Raw genomic sequence first — 20,024 nt, 5'->3', positions numbered from 1 at the left:
TCTTGAAGTATAGGAGATAATTTAACAGTGGCTGTTAAATAGTGGTAATCAGGTTATTTAATGTCAAATATATGTAAATACGATTTAGCTTAAATGACCTTTATATTCATAATAATAGGTGAAATAACACTGTATATATTGATGGTAGTCATAGCTATAAATTTAGAGCGCATGTTTTAGCTTTTACTGTTAAAGCAAAGATTATTAATAAGTAAGTAATGCAGGTTAAGTAAGGTCATTTATCACTATTTTGATAATGGAAATAACTTTAATGACTGTGCTATTTGCTGTAAATTTGCTGTGTAAATACGTGATGTATTTATTCAGTTATTTTGATTAATTGCTCTAATTGCAAGCAATTGATGTGATCTCAAGTGTTGGTGATATAAATGTTACGACTCGCAGGACTCTGCAAAGGATACCGTGACGGCTCCGAATTTCATTTTGTGCTTCAAGGAACGAATTTAGACCTAGAGCCTGGTGATCAAATTGCGTTAATGGGTGAAAGTGGTTCAGGTAAAAGTACGTTGTTGAATCTAATTGCTGGACTGGATACACCTGACGAAGGTGAAATTTGGCTTGGCAATACACCCATACATTCTATTTCAGAGCGAGACCGTACGGCCTTCAGGCGTGATAATATTGGTTTGGTCTTTCAGCAATATAATTTATTACCGACATTAACTGTTGCAGATAATATTAAATTTTGTCGTCAGCTTAAAGGACTCGTTCCTGATGACAAGTTATGGCGTCAGTTGATTTCTGCACTTGATCTTATGACTTTGTTAGATCGTTATCCTGAAGAAATCTCAGGAGGGCAGCAACAACGAGTGGCAATTGCGCGTGCTATTTACATGGAACCAAAAATTCTATTAGCCGATGAGCCAACGGGTAGCCTTGATGAACGTAATGCTGAAGCAGTTATTCGGTTACTTCTATCACTCACTAAAAAGCTTCACTGTACCTTACTTGTGGTAACGCACAGTAATAAAGTTGCATCACATATGCAGGGGCACGTTCGTCTACAGGGAGGGCAACTTCATGTTACGCCCCGTAGTTAGTGCATTGTGGGGGCATTATAGACGTCACCCGTTCCAAATTATTCTTGTATGGCTAGGCCTAACATTGGGTATTGCCTTACTTGTTGGCGTTATGGCAGTAAATCAGCAAGCCAAAGAAAGCTATCGCGAAGGGGAGCAACTTTTCTCTAATCCTTTTCCTTATCGCATTCGCCATGTACAAATGGGGATGAAAGTCCCACAGGGTTTTTATATTCAAATGCGTCGAGCTGGATTGAAAACCTGCTCACCGATGGAAGAATATCGTATCGTAACTGACCAGCAACGTGACTTTCAGCTGCTAGGAATTGATCCTGTTGCAATGATGTCTGCGTCAGGTTCACATAAGTTAGATGACGGTAGGGTAAAACTACTGGAATTAATGCGTCCACCTTATCCGATCATGATAGGTCAACAACTCGCTAATTATATTGGTTTGAGTGATGGCAGTATGATCACATTAGATTCAGGTAAGAAAATTGGTCCAATCGAGATTATTCAAGACGAAAGAATGAATCAACCTCGAATGATTGCTGATATTGCATTATTGCGAGAATTGAATCCAAGTTCTGGTTTTACCGCTGTTGTTTGTGGTGAAATGAGTCGAAAACAATTAAGTAAGTTAACTCATATCCTTCCTCCTGGATTAACGTTAGAACGTAAACAAAGTGCGAAATTAGAGCCGTTAACCAATGCATTTCATTTAAATTTGTTTGCAATGGGCATGCTATCGTTTGTTGTCGGGTTATTTATTTTCTATCAAGCGATGTCACTATCTTTTGCTCAGCGCCAGCCTTTGGTTGGTGTGTTACGTCAATTAGGCGTCACCAGTGGGCAAATAGCGAAAGCGTTAGTTTTTGAATTAATAGCTTGGATTGTTTTAGGCTTGATAGGCGGTAATTTATTGGGCTTGTTATTAGCTCAGCAATTACTGCCTAGCGTCGCAGCATCTCTCAATGATCTTTATAGCGCTAACGTTAGCTTGCAAATTCAGTGGCATTGGATGTGGGGGTTGGCAAGTTTAGCTATTGCTTTCTTTGGTTGTGCGTTTGCCTGTACTTGGCCTTTGATCCGTTTAGTTAGATCGCAACCATCACGACTAGCAGCACATTTGTCTTTAATTCGCTTTAGCGGTCGAGAATTTGCGTGGCAAGCATTGTTTTCAGGTATTTTCATGTTGATTGCCTTTGGCATCTATCAACTGCCTCATGGACAACTCGCTGGCTTTGCGCTGATTGCATTTATCTTGATAGCTTCAGGCTTATTCATGCCATATCTGATGTGGAAACTATTTTTATGGCTCGGCAAGCTTTGTCGGTCGGCACAATTGCGTTGGTTTTTTAATGATGCCGCAGCAAGCTTGAGCTACCGTGGTGTTGCTGCAATGGCATTTATGCTCGCTTTAGCATCAAATATTGGTATGGAAACCATGGTGGGGAGTTTTAGGAACACCACTGAAAGCTGGCTAGAGCAACGATTAGCAGCCGATATTTATATACGTCCATCTATGAATATGGCACCACGTATTTCTAAGTGGTTACAAGAGCAACCAGAAGTTGAACAAGTATGGTGGAGCTGGCAGAAAGAAACGCCCTCTGACGCTGGTACTATTCAAGTGATGAGTATTGGTGATACTTCCGGCGAGAAAAAAGCCTTAGTAGTAAAAGAAACGGCTTATGACTATTGGCAAATATTGCACAATAGTCGTTCGGTTATGGTGAGTGAGTCGATAGCGCTGAAACATAATTGGGATGTGGGAGATACCATCAATTTACCTGCTCCAATGAACAAAGGCTGGAAAATTGTAGGTATTTATTATGACTATGGTAATCCCTATGGTCAGGTATTGATTTCACAGTCCAAGTGGCAGCGTTTCTGGCCTCATTCTGGACAAGTTGGATTAGCTATCCATCTTAATAAATACGCTAACCCAGATAAATTGCTTGCTGATCTTGGTGCTCGTTTCCGTTTACAGCCTGAACGTATTCGTAATAATGCAGCCTTAATGAAAGAAGCGATGGGTGTTTTTGATCGAACCTTTGTTGTGACTTCAACACTGGGACATTTAACCTTGTTCATTGCGGTATGCGGCTTATTTTTTGCCACAGTCGCTGGAGAAGTATCACGTCAACGTCAGTTCGCTTTACTCCGTTGTATGGGGATGACTGGACGAGAATTGGCATTACTCGGTGGTGGTCAGCTACTTTTCATTGGTTTGCTGACGTCTTTGATTGCACTGCCTCTCGGTTTGTTTCTTGCCCAGCTGTTAATTGATGTGGTGCTTAAATATTCCTTTGGTTGGACAATGCCAGTGCAATATTTCCCTGTGGATTATTTGACGACATTGGGTACAGCGTTATTAGCCTTGTTGGTGGCTGGAGCCTGGCCTGTTTGGCGTTTGGTTCGTCGCTCTGCAATCTTGTCTTTACGGGAGTCATTCTAATGGCAACATCCTTTGTATGGTTCTGGCGCATTGTTGGTATGTCGATGTTAGCGCTATTTTTAAGTGCTTGTGATAATCAAAAACCGCAAAGTAAATCGGTGGCATCATTGACCCAATCAACGGACTATGTGTTTGAACCTGTAGTAAAAGACGACAAGTTGCAGTTTCCTAGAGATTATGGTTCACACCCCGATTATCGTGCTGAATGGTGGTACTTTACTACTAATCTTGAGTCTGAAAGTGGTAAACAGATAGCGTTGCAATGGACATTATTCCGCATGGCAACAGGGGATGAAAAAACGAAAGGTTGGAAAACACCGCAAATGTATATGGCGCATGCGGTGATTACAACAGATAAGAAAATATGGCGAGCAGAACGTTTTGCTCGTGGTGGTATAGGTCAAGCAGGGGTGATATTAAACCCATTTCGTGCGTGGTTAGATAATTGGACATGGCGTTCAAGAGATAATTCTCCATTTCCGGGTAGACTTGAATTTGCTGATGATAATATGAAAGCGATTTTAGATATCACGCAAACTGGAACAATAGTTTTACAAGGTGATGATGGTTATAGCCGTAAACACCCACTATTAGATATTGCCTCTTATTATTACAGCGCACCTTTTTTGAATGTAAAAGGGATGCTAGAACTTGATGGCGAAACTTACCGTGTAAAAGGCCAAGGTTGGTTTGATCGTGAGTGGAGTAGCAGTATGCTAAGTTTGCAACAACAGGGATGGGACTGGTTCTCTATTCACCTTGATGACGGCAGTGCATTGATGGTTTCTCAATTACGTGAAAAAGGTGAAAAACCTTACTTTTTTGGCTCTCGTTCATGGGCTAATGGTAAAGTGGTGAAGCTTGATAATAACCAGATACGAATGAAGCCGATTAAGTATTTTTCCGTTGAAGGAAAGCAGTTTCCACTAACATGGGAAATTGAGATACCATCGCAATCGATAAAACTTGAAACAAAGGTTGTTCGTCGAGATCAGTGGTTACCCTTTATTTTCCCTTATTGGGAAGGACCTATTCGGGTCACTGGTAGCCATAAAGGAAAAGGCTTTATGGAGCTCACCGGATACGAATAATATTGATAAAAGCCGACTAGTTCGGCTTTTTTCTTATCTGATATTTGTGAACAAGATCTAAGTTTAAATTCAAGGCACTGTTACTGTGATATTTTACTTGAAAGTGAGAGATTATTTGTGGAAATAAAAGCGCAATGCCAGTGTGGTCAGGTTTCTTATGTATTAAAAAATAAGCCATTAAAAGTCTTTGCTTGTCATTGCAAAGAGTGCCAAAAACTATCAACTAGCCCATTTAGTATTACAGCGGTGATTGCTGCAGAAGATATTACATTTAGTGGTGAATTAAAAATGTGGAGTCGTGAAGCCGATAGTGGCAACACCAATACGGCGGTATTTTGCCCTGAATGTGGTAATCGTATTTATCATTTTAACCCTGATGATCGCTCTACAGTTAAGCTTAAACTTAAGCCTGTTGCTTGCGTTGACGATGTTTTGTTCAAGCCACAAATGCATGTTTGGGTAAGTGAAAAAGTGAGCTGGTATCAATTACCTGAAAATGTACCGTGTTATCCAAAGCAACCTCACTAAGCCCATTTAAAAGAGGTGTGAATGAATTTTACTTTTATTGATGATGATGAAATCTTGCTGTTAGCAACATCTATAATGGATAACTTAATGGATGCATCTACAAGGCAAGATTATTCAGCACATGTTCGCGATTTTACTCCCCGATTAAAGGCCATTGTAACGAAAGATTACCTTAAGCAAGTGTGTGAACAGTACCAATCTGAAAAGGGCTTTTTTACTGAACGCTTTCCCGTGGCGGTGTTTAAAAGACCTGACTCTGTTGTTATTGTGTGGAAGCAATTTTTCAGCAAAGCAGAAGGTGAGTTTATGGCTGAAATGGTATTAGTTTGGCAAGAGGATCGTATTCTTTGCGATCATGTTATGGTGCTTTAGCCTCTTCACTTACACTTTCTATCTAGGTCTGATCTGGCATGAGCAGTTAATGATGCGTTTAGCGATATAATACGCTTCCATTTCGTAATGTGTTGTATCCATGCCAAAACTTAACTTACATCGTCCGGATTATGTGACCTCCATGTTAGGTCAGCTTTCTTCTTCGCAATTACATCAACGCCTTGATCCAATTGCTACACCATTAGCAAAAAAGTTACCACGTAACCCATATATCAGTGATCGTATCATAGCTAAACGCTGGGAAGTCTTGAATAACATTAACTCTCAAACTGTTTTGTACGATACCGAAACCCAGCAGCAACAGCATTGTTACGAAAAGAACATTGAAAACTTTATTGGCTCAGTAAAGTTGCCGTTAGGTGTGGCTGGGCCTTTAAAAGTGAATGGCCTATTTGCTAGTGGTGAGTATTTTGTGCCATTAGCAACAACAGAAGCGGCATTAGTTGCATCCTATCATCGTGGGGCATTACTGATCAGTGAAGCTGGGGGAGCAAGTGCGATATTGTTAAATGAAGGCGTAACACGAGCACCAGGTTTTGCGTTTGAATCACTTGTTCAGGCGAGCAAATTTATTACTTGGGTCACAACACAATACGAGACTTTTAAAACGATTGCAGAATCAACTACGCGCTACGGTAAGCTATCAGATATTAATTTGAGCATGGAAGGTAATCATGTTTACTTGGTATTTGAATATCTAACTGGCGATGCATCTGGTCAAAACATGGTGACGATTTCAACCAATGCCGTTTTTGAATATATTCTTGCTAATACGCCTATTAAACCTGTTGAGGCCTTCTTGGACTGTAATTTATCCGGTGATAAAAAAGCAACAGCACAAACGTTACGTTCGGTTCGCGGGAAGAAAGTGACTGCTGAAGTACATTTAAGTCGTGAACTCGTGAAGAAATATCTTCACACGACCCCAGAGAAAATGGTCGACTTTGGTAAAATGACCACAGTAGGCGGTGCATTAAGCGGTACTATCGGTGTTAATGCACATTATGCGAATGCACTTGCTGCATTTTATATTGCGTGTGGGCAAGACGCTGCGTGTGTGGCTGAATCGTCTGTTGGTATTACTCGAATGGAACTAAATCAACAAGATGGACTCTGTGTATCTGTAACATTACCAAATTTAATGGTGGGAACAGTAGGTGGAGGAACACATCTCCCTAGCCAAAAAGCGTGTTTAGAACTATTAGGTTTATATGGAAGTGGCCAATCGCAAGCATTAGCAGAAGTGTGTGCGGCATTATGTTTAGCGGGTGAGCTTTCAATTATTGGTGCTTTTTGTTCAGGCCATTTTGCCAAAGCGCATCATCGGTTAGCACGATAAGATTAATCAGGTCGTTCATTGCATGGAGTATAGAACGCTGTGTTACAAAAAAAGATAGAACAAATTAATTCGCAGAATAATTTCTTTTTTCTGACGATAGCTTTAATAAGCTTATTAATTAGTGCGTCACTAGAAAAAGCGATCCCACATGGTTTTGTTCAATATGCGTTAGAAGTCTTTACTGTTGTAACGTTTGTGGTGTGCTTATTAAGCTTACGTTTCGATAGATCATGGTTTAGGTTTTTAACATCTTTGGTCGGAATTTGGATTATGGCAATGATTGCTAGGATCCTGCTAGGTATTGAAGAAATTGAAATTATTATGCTATCGCTGATGTTTGTTTTCTTCTTTGGCACGTTTAAATCTATTATGCGCCAGATCTTATTCACGGGGTCAATAAATACCAATAAGATCATTGGCTCTATGGCATTATTCTTATTGCTTGGTTTAATGTGGGCGATTGCGTATTTGATGCTTATTCGTGTTTTCCCCGATTCAATTCATGGTATCAATTCAGGACCATGGCATGAGAATTTCTCTGATGCAGCGTATTTTAGTTTTGTTACTTTAACGACATTAGGGTATGGCGATATTTTACCGGTTACTCCGATTGCGAAAGTTTTTGCATATTTAGAAGCCATTGTCGGCGTATTTTATATGGCAATCGTAGTATCGAGTTTAGTTAGCTCTAGTGGCAGTAAACATTTAGGTCGCGATGAGTAGTTAACTATCGTTTGATAAAAGCGATAGTCGTTGTTTTTGAACGTTATTGAGTATTTATAAACAATGAATCGTTTTTTCAAAAAAGTTTATGATTATATTAACCCAACAGTTAATCCAGAGCTTGAACCAGCATTTGATGAATGGCAAAAGTATATTCCAACATTATGGCTTTTAGGTAAAACCGGTGCGGGTAAATCGACGGTTATTCAAGCCATTACTGGAAGCAGTGCGGTCGAAATCGGTAATGGTTTTCAACCGTGTACACGTACTGCAGAAGTTTACCAATACCCAACAGATAGCCCATTAGTCCGTTTTCTGGATACCCGTGGTTTGGCAGAAGCTAATTATGATCCTGCTGAGGACATAGCGATGTGTAGTGGTAAAAGCCATGCACTGATCGTTATTATGAAAGCTGAAGAACCAGAACAATCATCAGTTCTTGACGCGTTAAAAACCATTAAGCGCTCAGGTAAAATTAAACATTTATTAGTTGTTCATACGGCAATCAATAGCCTGACTGATAGCCAAGAGCGCGAGCGAGCCATTTTTTATAACCATCAGCGAGTTATGGAAGTATGGGGTATTAAAGAGCCCTTATGGCAGGCGAAAAATACGGACGAGCAACTAAATACTTATCAGCCAATTGGTGTTGATTTGATCCCTGATGATCAACAGTACATCGGCTTAGATACCTTAAATGCTGTGCTTTCTGAAACGCTGCCTATGCTGAGCTTGCTTTCAAATAAACAAGCACACAGTAATAGAGAAGAGCAAAACTTCGAACGATTACGTAAAGAAGTCTTATGGTATGCGGGTGCAGCAGGTGCGAGTGATGCTATTCCGGCTATTGGCTTATTTACGGTTCCTGCGATTCAAGGAAAAATGTTACACAGCCTCGCTAATCAATATGGTGTAACGTGGAATAAGAAAGACTATGCAGAATTCATTAGCATGTTGGGATCTGGTTTCTTATTGCATTATATCTCCAAGCTAAGCGTTAATCAGTTAGTGAAGTTTATTCCCGCTTATGGGCAAACTGTCGGTAGTGCGACCGCTGCCGCAATGAGCTTCTCATCTTCTTATGCGATTGGGCGTGCAGCCGCTATGTACCTTTACCACCGCAGTAAAGGTGAAACCGTATCGAAAGAGTTATTAAAGACAACGTATCAACAAGCTTTTAAGTCAGTTAAAAAAGTGGCTGAACAACAAGTCAATCAGAATAATGTTGATAGTAAGGATAGCCATGAAACGCGTAAATAAGAGTTATCAACTTGTTAGTCAGCTATCAGATGGTTTTATCCCGCTGGTGGCTGTTGCTATTTTATTGCCAGTTATTGTTTTATCAGGCTTTGGTATTGCAGCCTTAATTAATAATGACCAATGGATACTGTTTTTCTCCTTAATTGCAATTTCGTGTTTGCTTATTTTTGTCCCTTATTGGTTTATTCGTCGTAAAAAGGTGGTGAGTGAGGCGATCAGTGATGATTTAGCTCCGCTGCATGTGGAAGGTAATCCACAATGGGGAGCACATGAAAATCAGGTATGGCAAGAAGTGACATTAATCATTCAAAAACAACTGAGTGATGCACCTGAATGGGAGTCATTACAAGCGCATGCATATGTTTTAGTTGCTGAAGTGGCAGATCGTTTTAATAAAGGTAAATCAGCCCAACGCCTATCTTTTACTGCCCCTGAGTTTTTACTCATGGTGGAAGAAGTGAGTCGTCATTATCGTTATTTTTTACAAGAGCATGTGCCATTTGCTGAGAAAATAACATTAAAGAGCCTTCAACAAGGCTATCAGTTAAAGGATAAAGTGGGCTATGCGAAATCTGCCTATGATGTATATCGATTATTTCGTATCGCAACCCCAACAGGATGGTTAGCAGAGGCGCGTGGATTAGTCTTAGGTAAACTGTTTGATGATGTCAGCCTAGAAGTGCAAACGAAACTAAAAGCGACTTTGCTACAAGAAGTCGCGTCTGTCGCCATCGACCTTTATAGCGGTCATTTCAAACTTGATGATGCTTCTGTTCCGCACAGTAAAATGCATGACAAAGATCAACAGGCAGGAGCGGTTCCTATTGAACCACTACGTGTTGCAGTAATAGGGCAAATTAGTGCGGGTAAATCATCAGTGGTTAATGGTTTACTTGGTGATATGTCGGCAGAAATTAGTGCGTTACCTTCAACAGATAAAGCAACAACGTATCGCTGTGAAGTTGAAGGAACCGATGTAATTAATTTAATTGATCTACCTGGTATTGACGGTACAGAAAGTATTAATCAAATGCTGCTAAAACAAGTCACGCAGAGTGATGTGGTTTTGTGGGTACTGAAAGCAAATCAATCATCACGACAAGCTGATATCACGTTAAAACAGATGATTGAACAATTTTATACTCAACCAAAAAATCAGCATCGCAAACCACCCAAGATTATTGTTCTTGTTAATCAGGTGGATAAGCTTAAGCCTGTTGATGAATGGTTACCCCCTTATGATTTGAATGATATCCAAACCAATAAAGGGAAAATCATTTTAGATGCCGTTAATTACAACCAAAACTTGATGAAAAGCGACATTATCATTCCATTATCTGTTAGTAGTGAAAAACTGACTTATAACTTGGATGTGCTGCAAGAGACGATTCAAGAGGTGTATCAAGAGGGTATCAATACCCAGTTAAATCGTCGTCGTATTGATGGTGATCGTATTGATTATACCGAGCAAGCTCAACGATTGTATCGATTAGGTAAACTGGTTTTTGATGCTGCAGTAAAATAAAAAATATATAAATGATAAAAAGCCCTCAAGTGTAAACGAGAGGGCTTTTTATCATGCTGTTAGCGAACTAATAGATACCCAAAAGGAAGTTTTCGTAATAGCTTCACTAAGAGGAATGAAATGATAAAAGCAAAAGGTAATGCTAAAAAGCTAGATAATATCGGATTGATATTAAGCATGAAAACCAAATTAAAAAAGTAAATAACAATAAGCAAGTGACAGAGGTATATACCTAAAATATCTTTACTAAACGCTGCTGGCTTAAGTTGTTCACCAAAGTTGGGTTTACTTTGAAGAAACAAGAAAATTCCTACTGCCCATATCGGTGATCCAAATAAAAAGTCATGATAATAAGCACCATCAGCAAAAAAGTATAAGTAGTTAGCTTCTAGTAAAAAAATGCTAAAACCAATAAGAGCGATAATTAGACTTTTCTTGGTATTTAATGTGATTTGACGTCGATTAATTTCATAGCCTAAGACAGCCAGTAACGTACTAAAAAACGGGCCATTACGCGTAAATATTGGTGCTTCTAAATGCGTCAGTGGGACATAACTTCCAGCAGCACAGCCATAAACAAATAACATTATCGCAATAGGTAATAACATGTTATCCAATTTAAGTTTATGTAAAATAGTGATAATTCCCATTGCGCATATTAGAGCTGGAATGTACCACAAATGTACGAGAGAACCTTCAAACAAGCTATTTAGAGGGTTTGCTAGCAAATTGTTCCAGTGGTTGCTACGTTCGGCAAAATAACCATCATTTAATAATGTAGTAAAATTAAACGGTAATATCAGAAAAATGACGCTCCAACTAAACCACATAATTAACAAAGGCTTAGCGTATTGCGTGAACACTTCTTCTTTCGATTCATTTGATGTGAATTTCGGATAATAAAAGTAACCCGCCATAAGAAAGAATAATGGCACAGCGAAACGACTCATCTGATTTAGCATCATTCCAATGATGGGTTCACCAAAAATCAACGGACTTTTCATAAAGACTTGGCTATGTAGACCAATAATTGCAAGTAAAGCAATGAGTCGGCCTAATTCAAAACTAGCAATACGGTTTTGTGTCATTACAGCTATCTCGTTAAAACAACGCTGCAAAGGTAAACGTAATAGTTGATTTTGTAAATTAGTGTAGGAGATAAAAGTGTTACAAAATTTGGGGTTATATATGTTTTTGTGAAATACATCTCACGATAATACTTTTTGCAATAAAAAGGCAAATACTCCAAATAAAATATCGCCTCTTTATTGATTAGATGTGATTTTTTGGATTAAATACCTAGTTCATCAAATAAATCTTGGTCAATATTATTAAGTGATGAATCCTCTTTAGTGCTACTTTTCTGTTGAGCAAGCTGTGCAGATTCAAAAATACTATCAGCATCTTGTGTATCTTGTTCAAATTCTTCCAATTGGATAAATTCAGTTTTATCCATAGCAAATTCAAGATAGAAAATGTTGTTCTTGGCTGTAGTAAAGCTAACACGTCTAGCTTGAGGACGATCTAAGTTGGTATCAACAGATAATAAGATTTGTTTGTTGAGGGCTAACATCTTTGGTTGGTTTTGAGTAATTGATACTTTTAACTCACGTCCGATCTTACCCGTAAAATCACCGACAACTTGATTCATCAATTCTCCGAGAATATTTGCAACCTCATCAGAGGTATGATGTACGGCGAGCTCATCTTCAGAAATCCCCATACGTAGCATATATTCTTTATAAAGCTCCATTGCAGCTTGGCTGGTAAAGTTTGTAACAACTAAACCTGTAAAGCCGCCATCAAACAAAACAAAGCAACCAATATCTGGTTTTAAACTTGTTTTATTAATTTTTTGAACCATTGCTGAATAGGAAACGTCAGTTTGTGTTGCTTTAGATAAGACTTCTGAAAGAGATTGGCATAGCTTTAATAGGATATCGTCAGTAGTGACGGTTTTTAATTTTCTCATTGTACGTCCTGTTGTATCAAGGTTTTGAAGGCAGCCACATAAAGCGTTGCGATAAAAGTGGCGGGGGAAGATGCCGATAAATCAATAATGAGTTGGTTATCGGCATCAAAAGAGGGAACTTTAGTCTTTGTTATTAAAAGGTTATTTGGAGAGAATTTTAACTCTGTAACCTAGCCATTAAAACGTTTTTGAAGATAGGCGATAATATCGCTAGACTCATACATCCATTCAACGCCGTCTTCTTTTTCAATACGTAGACAAGGTACTTTGCGTTTACCTCCTTGTTCGATTAATTCTTGCTCCCAAGGTGATACTTTTGCATCACGTGTTTCTAACGGTAAGCTTAGTCGTTTAGCTTCGCGACGTACCTTTACACAAAAAGGGCAAGCATCAAATTGGTATAACTTGAGTTGATCTACCGCCTTGTTGACCTCATGTTGCTGCTCGGAAGAACGTTTTATCCCGCGAGGAGAAAAAATAAAATTTAGGACAAGAATAATACGCCCAAGAATCCAGCGAATAACCTTCATACAGACAAACCTTACATAATTAATATAGTGTTAATTTATTTTCATATATCCAATCGGACTGTATTAGAATACCGTGAAATAATAGTTATTTATAGTCATCTTCTAAATACAATAGCACTTATTAGACCTACATTTATAAAGGTTAAAGTAATATCATCGATAATGTCATCACTCTCTGATGATGTAATTTTTGGAAGCAAAGTCAAAAATTCGATCTATATCACTTATCAACTAAATTTCATAAGCTAATGATAGCTATTTTTGGCGATATCTCTATGATATTTTTACTTATGTTAAAAAGATCTTAATCTATTATTATGGCTAAAAACATACTAATTTGTGATGACTCACCGCTAGTCCATAAATCAATGACGCGTTTATTGAAGGATAGCTATGACATAAATTTATATTATGCCGAAAATGGTAGTGATGGTCTGGATAAAATAGCAAAAAATAATATTGATGTCGTTTTTTTAGATCTTACTATGCCTATAATGGATGGATTTGAAGTATTAAAACGGCTTCCGAATCTCGCCTATAAACCGACGATTGTCATTATTTCTGCAGACGTACAAAAGGAAGCTGCAAGACGTTGTTTAATGCTTGGTGCTGATTATTTTCTATCAAAACCATTTGAAAAGAAAAAACTGGCACAATTACTATCAGATCTACAAATCACGGCAATAACAAAGACAACGGTGAGCGATCAAATCTTATCTGTTGGTTATATTGAAGGTTTTAGGGAGATCGCGAATATCTCATTAGGGCGTGGTGCTGCAATTATTTCAGACCATCTCGGTGAGTTTATTAAAATGCCTTTACCCTATGTAGCAACAATGCAAAGTAGCGATCTCGCAATGACAATTGCTGATATTCGGAGTGATCATCAATCCATTGCGATTGCACAACGTTTTGTCGGTGGTGGTATTCATGGTGAAGCTTTAGTTGATCTACGTGGTAAAGACATTCTTTTATTTGGTGAAAAATTAGGTTTTAGCCAAACTAATGAAGACAAGAATGAAGTCGTTATTGATATTAGTAACATCATGGTTTCTTCATTTCTCGTTGCGTTATCAGAACAGATAAGTATTCCATTCTCAGTTCGACAGCCAATTATTTTGGAAGAATATATGAACTGGAGTCATAAAGAGTACGAAGATAATGATTTTTTTACTGTGGAATACGTATATAAAGCAGAAACATTAGATGTTGAATGTGAAGTGCTATTTATGATGGATAGTCACTCCACTAAAGTTATTCACCAGATTATGGAAACATTAAATTGAGTGATATTTCATTAGCTGATTTTCATTTAACCATGCAGGTCCTTGATCATCTAGATGCAGGGATTGTGATATTGGATAAAGATTACAACGTATATGCATGGAATACATTTATGCAGGCATATAGTGGTATTTCTACGGATCAAATAATGGGAAAACCTTTATTTGATGTCATAGATAATTTACCTGAGAATTGGCTAAAGAATAAGATTTCTTCAACATTTAAATTACGAATGCGATCTTTTTCTGCATGGGAAGATCGGCCTTGGGTATTTAAGTTTAGTAATTTTAGTCCTATTTCTGGTGGCGCTGATTTCATGTTTCAAAACATGACATTAACGCCTTTGAAGTCTTTGACTGGTGAATATACTCATATCTGTTTAACGATCACAGACGTAACGGATATTGCAAAAAATAAAAATCACTTAAGGGAATCAAATGCACAATTAACTCATCTCAGCATTACTGACAGATTAACCCAGCTGTATAATCGCGGGCATTGGGAAAACTGTCTAGTTGAAGAGTTTGAGCACTATCAACAAATGCATCAACCGATGACATTGGTTATGTTTGATATCGATCATTTTAAGAATGTTAATGATACTTACGGTCATGTTGCTGGTGATGCTGTCATTAAATCTATTTCTAATATTGTTAGAAAAGCTAAGCGGCAAAGTGACATAGCTGGGCGTTATGGGGGAGAAGAGTTTGGTGTGATCCTTCCGGGAACGACTGCGGATATGACTAGCTATTTTACCGAAAGATTGCGAAAAAAAATTGAAAAGGCGAATATTGTTGTTGATGACAAGACAATCAATGTCACTATAAGTCTAGGTGTATGTCAGTTGCACCCAGATATTACCAGTTATGAATCTTGGTTAGAACAAACCGATTCCGCATTGTATGAGTCTAAAAATAAAGGGCGAAACCAAACGACAGTCATGCAATCAGATGGTAAATTTATATCACTAGTTAATAATGTGAAAAATATCAATGATCTCAATAGAAACATTGGTTAATTGGGAAAGAAATAGTACAGTATATAAAAATCATTTTGATTATAAATGGATAGCGTTGTGGAAAATCTTGTCGTAAATACTGAAGGATATGAAGCATTAGTTGAATACTTAGCCTCGAGTTTAACCTTATTTGAAGGGTTATCTGTCTCGGCACAAAGTATTACTATCGAAGATGTTGTCACTGATTTAATTGCCACTCAATTGATGACAGTGTTTTCTCAAAATCCTGATATTGAACAAGATGTCCGTTTTCAACTTATGCAAGAAGCCGATTCTGTACTTGCTGATCTTCACCAAGTTCTTGAAGGAATTTGGTTATGCGAACCTTCTGATGTGCAAATTGGTTTTTTAGAAGACTTTATCAGTCTAGTGAAAAACTTATTTGATACGGCAATTTCAAAAATATATTAATGAATAATCTTACCTATTTATGTAATACAGAAAAGGAATGTGTTACATAAGTAATGTTGGATATGAATTGACTTTAAATTCGTATTTCTTTGTATTACTAAATAATTAATTCTTATTAGGTATAACCTCACCAGTCTTTTTATATAAGCAATCATTATCTTCATAATAATAATGTTAATAAAATAATGGGCTGAAATATTTTCTTAACAATTAATTATTACCTTAATGCTCCATAGAGAGTATTTATAATATTAATAATTGGTGGTTGGCATTTTGCTTATTGCTGTTCTCTCTTAATAATGTGCAGAGGATAGGTTAATGAAGCAAATACATAGTGCAAAAAAATTATCAATTGTTTTAAGAATTCAGATTGTTTTAGCAATACTGGTAACGATAAGTGTTGTACTTTCTTTTTCGGGTAATCGTGGCTTGAATAATATGACCCGAGAATTTGATGTATTAAGTAATCAAGCCGTTCCTGTATCATTAAAAAATACAACTATTGTAACAAGTGCATTAGAAGTAGAGCAAAGCTTGAGTGATATGTTGATGAGTGATAATGAACAGTCATTGAATCAAACATTTGCTATATATAAGAATATGCATAGCCAAGGTGAAGATGCAGGTAAAGAGTTAGAGGTACTAGCAACAAATTATAAGATAAATTGGTTAAAGCAATATGCAGAAAAATACTTGTCTGAAGTTGAATCTATTAATCAATTAGCGTTTGATATTTATTCCATTCAAAAAGAAATCATTTTAAATAAAGAAAAGTTATCAACTGAGCGTTCAACGATGAACTATGCTGTTTCGTCTGTACGCTCAGAAATGAGTCGTGTTGGCATAACATTATATTCTGATGATGAGTATGCAATGAGTAATGTAACTAATTTCTTAAATCATGCTGTAGAGTTAAGTGGTAACTTGATGTTGTTAGTAACAGAGCCTGATTTGGTTAAAGCTAGATTGATAGCAAAAGATCTTAAACGCACGAATTTATCAGGAATGAAATATGCTTGGGGCGAACTTGTTCGTGAAAATAATGCGATAAATGATTTTTCAAGTCTTACTGTGCCTTTTGAAATGGTAAAAAAATTATTCGCAGAGCAGGGATATATTGAACGTTATTTAAATGTATTGAAACTCGATGAAGAACAGAGCATTAAATATACCGAAGTTAAACACCAAACAAGTTTGATTATGGGTTTACTCCAAGTGATCACCCAGCAATCACATGGCTTAATCAAAAATGGTGAGAATGGTTTTACACATGCAAGTAATGATGCGCGACAAATGTTCCTGATTTTTAGCATCATCGGTTTAATTATTTCAGTGCTTGCAGGATCGTGGATAAGCCGCGTAGTTAAAAAGTCGATTGAACATATTAGTGACGTTGTAAATAAAATTAGTGAAGGAAACTTAACAGTTAAAGCAAATACTAATGCTGCAAGCGAATTTGCTCAGTTAGCACAAGTGCTCAATGATCTGTGCGATCATGATAGAGAATCACTACAACAATTAATTACTAACAGTAATGAGTTAACCAGTGCAGCTGAATTAAGTATGCGTGCTTCCACAACTTCACGTGTTGCGCTACAAAATCAAACTGAAGAATTGGCTGTTGTAACAACATCGATGACACAACTTGAGGGATCTATTCGAGAGATCTCGCAAAGTAGTTCTGAGTCAGAGAAACAAGCGCAAAAAGCTCAACAGTTGGCATTAAATGGTGTAGGGATCATCGAGTGCAGTACTCAAGGCTTATTAGCGCTAGAAGAGCAATTCGCAATCAATGAAAAGCGAATGCAAGAGTTAGATAACTACGTAAAAGAAATTACAGAAGTGGTAGAGCTTATTAGTTCTATTGCGAATAACACCAATTTACTGGCTTTAAATGCAGCCATTGAAGCAGCAAGAGCAGGAGAACAAGGTCGTGGCTTTGCCGTTGTTGCAGATGAAGTTCGTCAATTGGCAAGTGAAACGAATCAACAAACAGAGTCTATTCGCAATACGATAGCCTCGCTTCATAAAGCTGCAGATGATGTCAATGAAGCGATGTTAGTGAGTCGTAAAGAAATGATGTCGTCAATTGAGCGTAGCAGTGATGTGCAACAAGCTATAAATTTGATCAAAAATACCATTTCAGATATCAATCAACAAATGGTGACGATTGCGGTCGCGACACAACAACAAGAACGTGCCTCACAACATGTAGCCCAAAATTTGGATCAGGTTGCAAGTCGCGCCCAACAAAATAATTACCAACTTGATACGCTTGTTGATGAAGCTGAACGTGTCGCTGTCATCGCGCAACAACAACAAGGTATGTTGAGCCGTTATCATTTAGAGGATGAAAATGATCCCGCCTTATCATTTGAAACGCCAGTATCGACTAATTAATAATCAGAGACGAACTGGATAGAGTTAATTTTTGTATGTTGCGCATGGTATTCGGTAGAATGCGGAAGTTCATTTTGTCTCAGGTTATCCTTCATGCGCATACATGCTGTACATACATTATATGACGAACGTTTAGCGCGTTCGACTCGTCCATTTTTAGCTCGCGGTTGTAAAGTTGAGCGTTGCCGTCAATGTATGCTGCGAACTCATCTCTGTATTTGTGAGTATCGACCATTAGCAACATCGAATGCTGCGTTTCTACTCGTAATGTTCGATGACGAGATCTTAAAACCAAGCAATACAGGACGTTTGATTGCTGATGTTTTTGAAGATACCTTCGCTTACATTTGGTCTCGTACTGAACCAAATACAGAGATGTTAGCACTGCTTAATGATCCACAATGGCAACCTTATGTGGTTTTTCCTGCTGAATATGCAAAGCCTGAACGTGTTGCCGAAAACGTTGAGTTGTCAGACGGTAAACGTCCTTTATTTATTATGCTTGATGGTAGTTGGGCTGAAGCAAAAAAAATGTTTCGTAAAAGCCCATACTTAAATAATTTCCCAGTTTTATCTATAAATCCTGATAAACCATCTCGTTATAAAATGCGTGAGGCGTCGAAGGATAACCAATTAGGTACTGCAGAGGTTGCAGCCAAAATCATTGATTTATTTGGTGAACATGAAAATGCTGAAATGTTAGACCTGTGGTTTGATGTATTTCGTGAAAATTACATTACCGGTAAAATGAACCGTCTATTGCCTGATGACTCTGCCTTAAAAACACTTCAAAGCTTTATGCTAGAGTACAAGCATTAAATAACATTGTGACAACGTCACTTTTGTATTGGTGAGAAAATGAAAGATTTAACTAACGATGATTATGTAATTTAGCTAAATTTTTTCTTTAAACGAGATCTTTACACTTCTATATAAGGCTAAACTTGCTCTTAGTCACAGATAGAGTCATGTTTACTGTGGATAATTTTCAAAGTAGTGAAAGTTTTGTACACTGGTCGGGTGTTGTTAAGCATTATTTGTGAGGTTATAGGATGTACTACGGCTTTGATATCGGCGGTACCAAAATTGAATTTGGGGCATTTAATGAAAAGCTTGAGCGTGTAGCAACAGAGCGTGTGGCAACACCAGGTGATGATTACAATAAGCTAATCGATATAGTTGTTACTTTGGTTCAACAAGCCGATGAAAAATTTGGTTGTGAAGGCTTGGTAGGCATTGGTATTCCTGGTATTGAAGATGCACGAAATGGCGTTGTGTTAACGTCTAATATTCCTGCTGCAAAAGGGCGTACGTTACGTGCAGACTTAGAAGCGAAACTGGGTCGTAAAGTCGCACTTGATAACGATGCGAACTGTTTTGCATTATCTGAAGCGTGGGATGATGAACATAAAGATTCGCCATCAGTTCTAGGTTTGATCCTTGGTACTGGCGTTGGCGGCGGTATGGTATTTGATGGCAAGGTGTTTTCTGGCCTAAACCATGTAGGTGGTGAACTAGGCCATGCTCGATTACCGTTAGATGCATGGTTGTTTTTAGGTGAAAATGCACCGTTACTGGGTTGTGGATGTGGTCAAAAAGGCTGTATTGATAATTATCTTTCGGGTCGTGGTTTTGAATTGTTATACCAGCACTATTATGGTGAAAAGTTAAAAGCAATTGAAATTATTGGCTATTATCGTGAAGGTGAAGAAAAAGCAGTTGAGCATGTAGAACGTTTCTTAGAGTTGCTTGCTATCTGTTTAGCTAATATCTTTACCGGCTTAGATCCACACGTGGTTGTACTTGGTGGTGGTTTATCTAATTTTGACGTGATTTACGATGAGTTACCAAAGCGTTTACCTAAATATTTACTGTCTGTGGCTGTTGCGCCAAAAGTAGTGAAGGCAAAATATGGTGATGCGGGTGGCGTACGTGGTGCGGCATTCTTAAATATAAAATAATGTTGTTTAGATTCAATCAAAAGGGCTCTTATAGAGTAATGCATGTGAATTAAGATAATTCACGTTTTCTTGAAGGCCTAGTCGCATA

General features: G+C 37.8%; 18 protein-coding genes. 15 read left to right on the top strand and 3 right to left on the bottom strand.

Annotation, left to right across the window (positions count from 1 at the left end; genetic code table 11):
- Nucleotides 1-389: 389 nt before the first annotated feature.
- From I3259_RS18550 to I3259_RS18510, 9 genes are all read left to right on the top strand, one after another.
- Complete coding sequence (locus tag I3259_RS18550; protein ID WP_238031193.1) at nucleotides 390-1,061, top strand: ABC transporter ATP-binding protein; 672 nt, start codon at nucleotides 390-392, stop codon at nucleotides 1,059-1,061.
- Nucleotides 1,042-3,501, top strand: a complete 2,460-nt coding sequence (locus I3259_RS18545) for an FtsX-like permease family protein (protein ID WP_238031192.1) — start codon at nucleotides 1,042-1,044, stop codon at nucleotides 3,499-3,501. The genes I3259_RS18550 and I3259_RS18545 overlap by 20 nt, the downstream gene beginning before the upstream one ends.
- Nucleotides 3,501-4,592, top strand: a complete 1,092-nt coding sequence (locus tag I3259_RS18540) for a lipocalin-like domain-containing protein (protein ID WP_238031191.1) — start codon at nucleotides 3,501-3,503, stop codon at nucleotides 4,590-4,592. Before I3259_RS18545 ends, I3259_RS18540 begins: the two co-directional genes overlap by 1 nt.
- A 117-nt stretch (nucleotides 4,593-4,709) precedes the next feature.
- Complete coding sequence (locus I3259_RS18535) at nucleotides 4,710-5,120, top strand: GFA family protein (protein ID WP_238031190.1); 411 nt, start codon at nucleotides 4,710-4,712, stop codon at nucleotides 5,118-5,120.
- 21 nt (nucleotides 5,121-5,141) lie between these two features.
- On the top strand, nucleotides 5,142-5,492 hold the full coding sequence (locus I3259_RS18530) for a hypothetical protein (RefSeq protein ID WP_238031189.1): 351 nt from the start codon (nucleotides 5,142-5,144) through the stop codon (nucleotides 5,490-5,492).
- 100 nt (nucleotides 5,493-5,592) lie between these two features.
- Nucleotides 5,593-6,852: a hydroxymethylglutaryl-CoA reductase gene (locus tag I3259_RS18525; protein ID WP_238031188.1), complete on the top strand. Its 1,260-nt coding sequence runs from the start codon at nucleotides 5,593-5,595 to the stop codon at nucleotides 6,850-6,852.
- 39 nt (nucleotides 6,853-6,891) lie between these two features.
- Nucleotides 6,892-7,575 (top strand): potassium channel family protein, encoded by a 684-nt coding sequence (locus I3259_RS18520; protein WP_238031187.1) that lies wholly within the window; start codon nucleotides 6,892-6,894, stop codon nucleotides 7,573-7,575.
- Nucleotides 7,576-7,638: 63 nt separating this feature from the next.
- Nucleotides 7,639-8,835: a GTPase gene (locus I3259_RS18515; RefSeq protein ID WP_238031186.1), complete on the top strand. Its 1,197-nt coding sequence runs from the start codon at nucleotides 7,639-7,641 to the stop codon at nucleotides 8,833-8,835.
- On the top strand, nucleotides 8,819-10,360 hold the full coding sequence (locus I3259_RS18510) for a GTPase (protein WP_238031185.1): 1,542 nt from the start codon (nucleotides 8,819-8,821) through the stop codon (nucleotides 10,358-10,360). The genes I3259_RS18515 and I3259_RS18510 overlap by 17 nt, the downstream gene beginning before the upstream one ends.
- A 59-nt stretch (nucleotides 10,361-10,419) precedes the next feature.
- Here the strand turns inward: I3259_RS18510 and I3259_RS18505 are convergent, their stop codons facing one another.
- The 3 genes from I3259_RS18505 to I3259_RS18495 form a co-directional block, all read right to left on the bottom strand.
- Nucleotides 10,420-11,448 (bottom strand): acyltransferase family protein, encoded by a 1,029-nt coding sequence (locus I3259_RS18505; protein ID WP_238031184.1) that lies wholly within the window; start codon nucleotides 11,446-11,448, stop codon nucleotides 10,420-10,422.
- Between the two features lie 203 nt (nucleotides 11,449-11,651).
- Complete coding sequence (locus I3259_RS18500) at nucleotides 11,652-12,332, bottom strand: DUF3334 family protein (protein ID WP_238031183.1); 681 nt, start codon at nucleotides 12,330-12,332, stop codon at nucleotides 11,652-11,654.
- Nucleotides 12,333-12,502: 170 nt separating this feature from the next.
- Nucleotides 12,503-12,862 (bottom strand): glutathione S-transferase N-terminal domain-containing protein, encoded by a 360-nt coding sequence (locus I3259_RS18495; protein ID WP_238031182.1) that lies wholly within the window; start codon nucleotides 12,860-12,862, stop codon nucleotides 12,503-12,505.
- Between the two features lie 317 nt (nucleotides 12,863-13,179).
- On the opposite strand from I3259_RS18495, the gene I3259_RS18490 reads away from it, so the two are divergent.
- The 6 genes from I3259_RS18490 (at nucleotide 13,180) to nagK (ending at nucleotide 19,936) form a co-directional block, all read left to right on the top strand.
- The gene (locus I3259_RS18490; RefSeq protein ID WP_238031181.1) at nucleotides 13,180-14,148 is read left to right on the top strand and encodes a response regulator; all 969 of its coding nucleotides are present in this window, start codon (nucleotides 13,180-13,182) and stop codon (nucleotides 14,146-14,148) included.
- Entirely contained in the window at nucleotides 14,145-15,164 is a 1,020-nt protein-coding gene (locus I3259_RS18485; protein WP_238031180.1) for a diguanylate cyclase, read from the top strand. Before I3259_RS18490 ends, I3259_RS18485 begins: the two co-directional genes overlap by 4 nt.
- A 57-nt stretch (nucleotides 15,165-15,221) precedes the next feature.
- Nucleotides 15,222-15,575 (top strand): DUF3802 family protein, encoded by a 354-nt coding sequence (locus I3259_RS18480; RefSeq protein WP_238031179.1) that lies wholly within the window; start codon nucleotides 15,222-15,224, stop codon nucleotides 15,573-15,575.
- Nucleotides 15,576-15,893: 318 nt separating this feature from the next.
- A complete protein-coding gene (locus I3259_RS18475; RefSeq protein ID WP_238031178.1) occupies nucleotides 15,894-17,975 on the top strand; it encodes a methyl-accepting chemotaxis protein in 2,082 nt (693 codons plus the stop codon).
- 93 nt (nucleotides 17,976-18,068) lie between these two features.
- Nucleotides 18,069-18,794 carry a tRNA-uridine aminocarboxypropyltransferase gene (locus I3259_RS18470; RefSeq protein ID WP_238031177.1) on the top strand — a complete coding sequence of 242 codons (726 nt, stop codon included), beginning with the start codon at nucleotides 18,069-18,071 and terminating at the stop codon, nucleotides 18,792-18,794.
- A gap of 233 nt (nucleotides 18,795-19,027) precedes the next feature.
- A complete protein-coding gene (nagK, locus tag I3259_RS18465) occupies nucleotides 19,028-19,936 on the top strand; it encodes an N-acetylglucosamine kinase (RefSeq protein ID WP_238031176.1) in 909 nt (302 codons plus the stop codon).
- Nucleotides 19,937-20,024: the final 88 nt, after the last annotated feature.

The sequence above is a fragment of the Photobacterium sp. Ph5 genome, assembly GCF_022129445.1.
Lineage (GTDB): Bacteria > Pseudomonadota > Gammaproteobacteria > Enterobacterales > Vibrionaceae > Photobacterium.
Note: the sequence above shows the minus strand (reverse complement) of the source record. Positions and strands in the feature narration are given on the sequence as shown.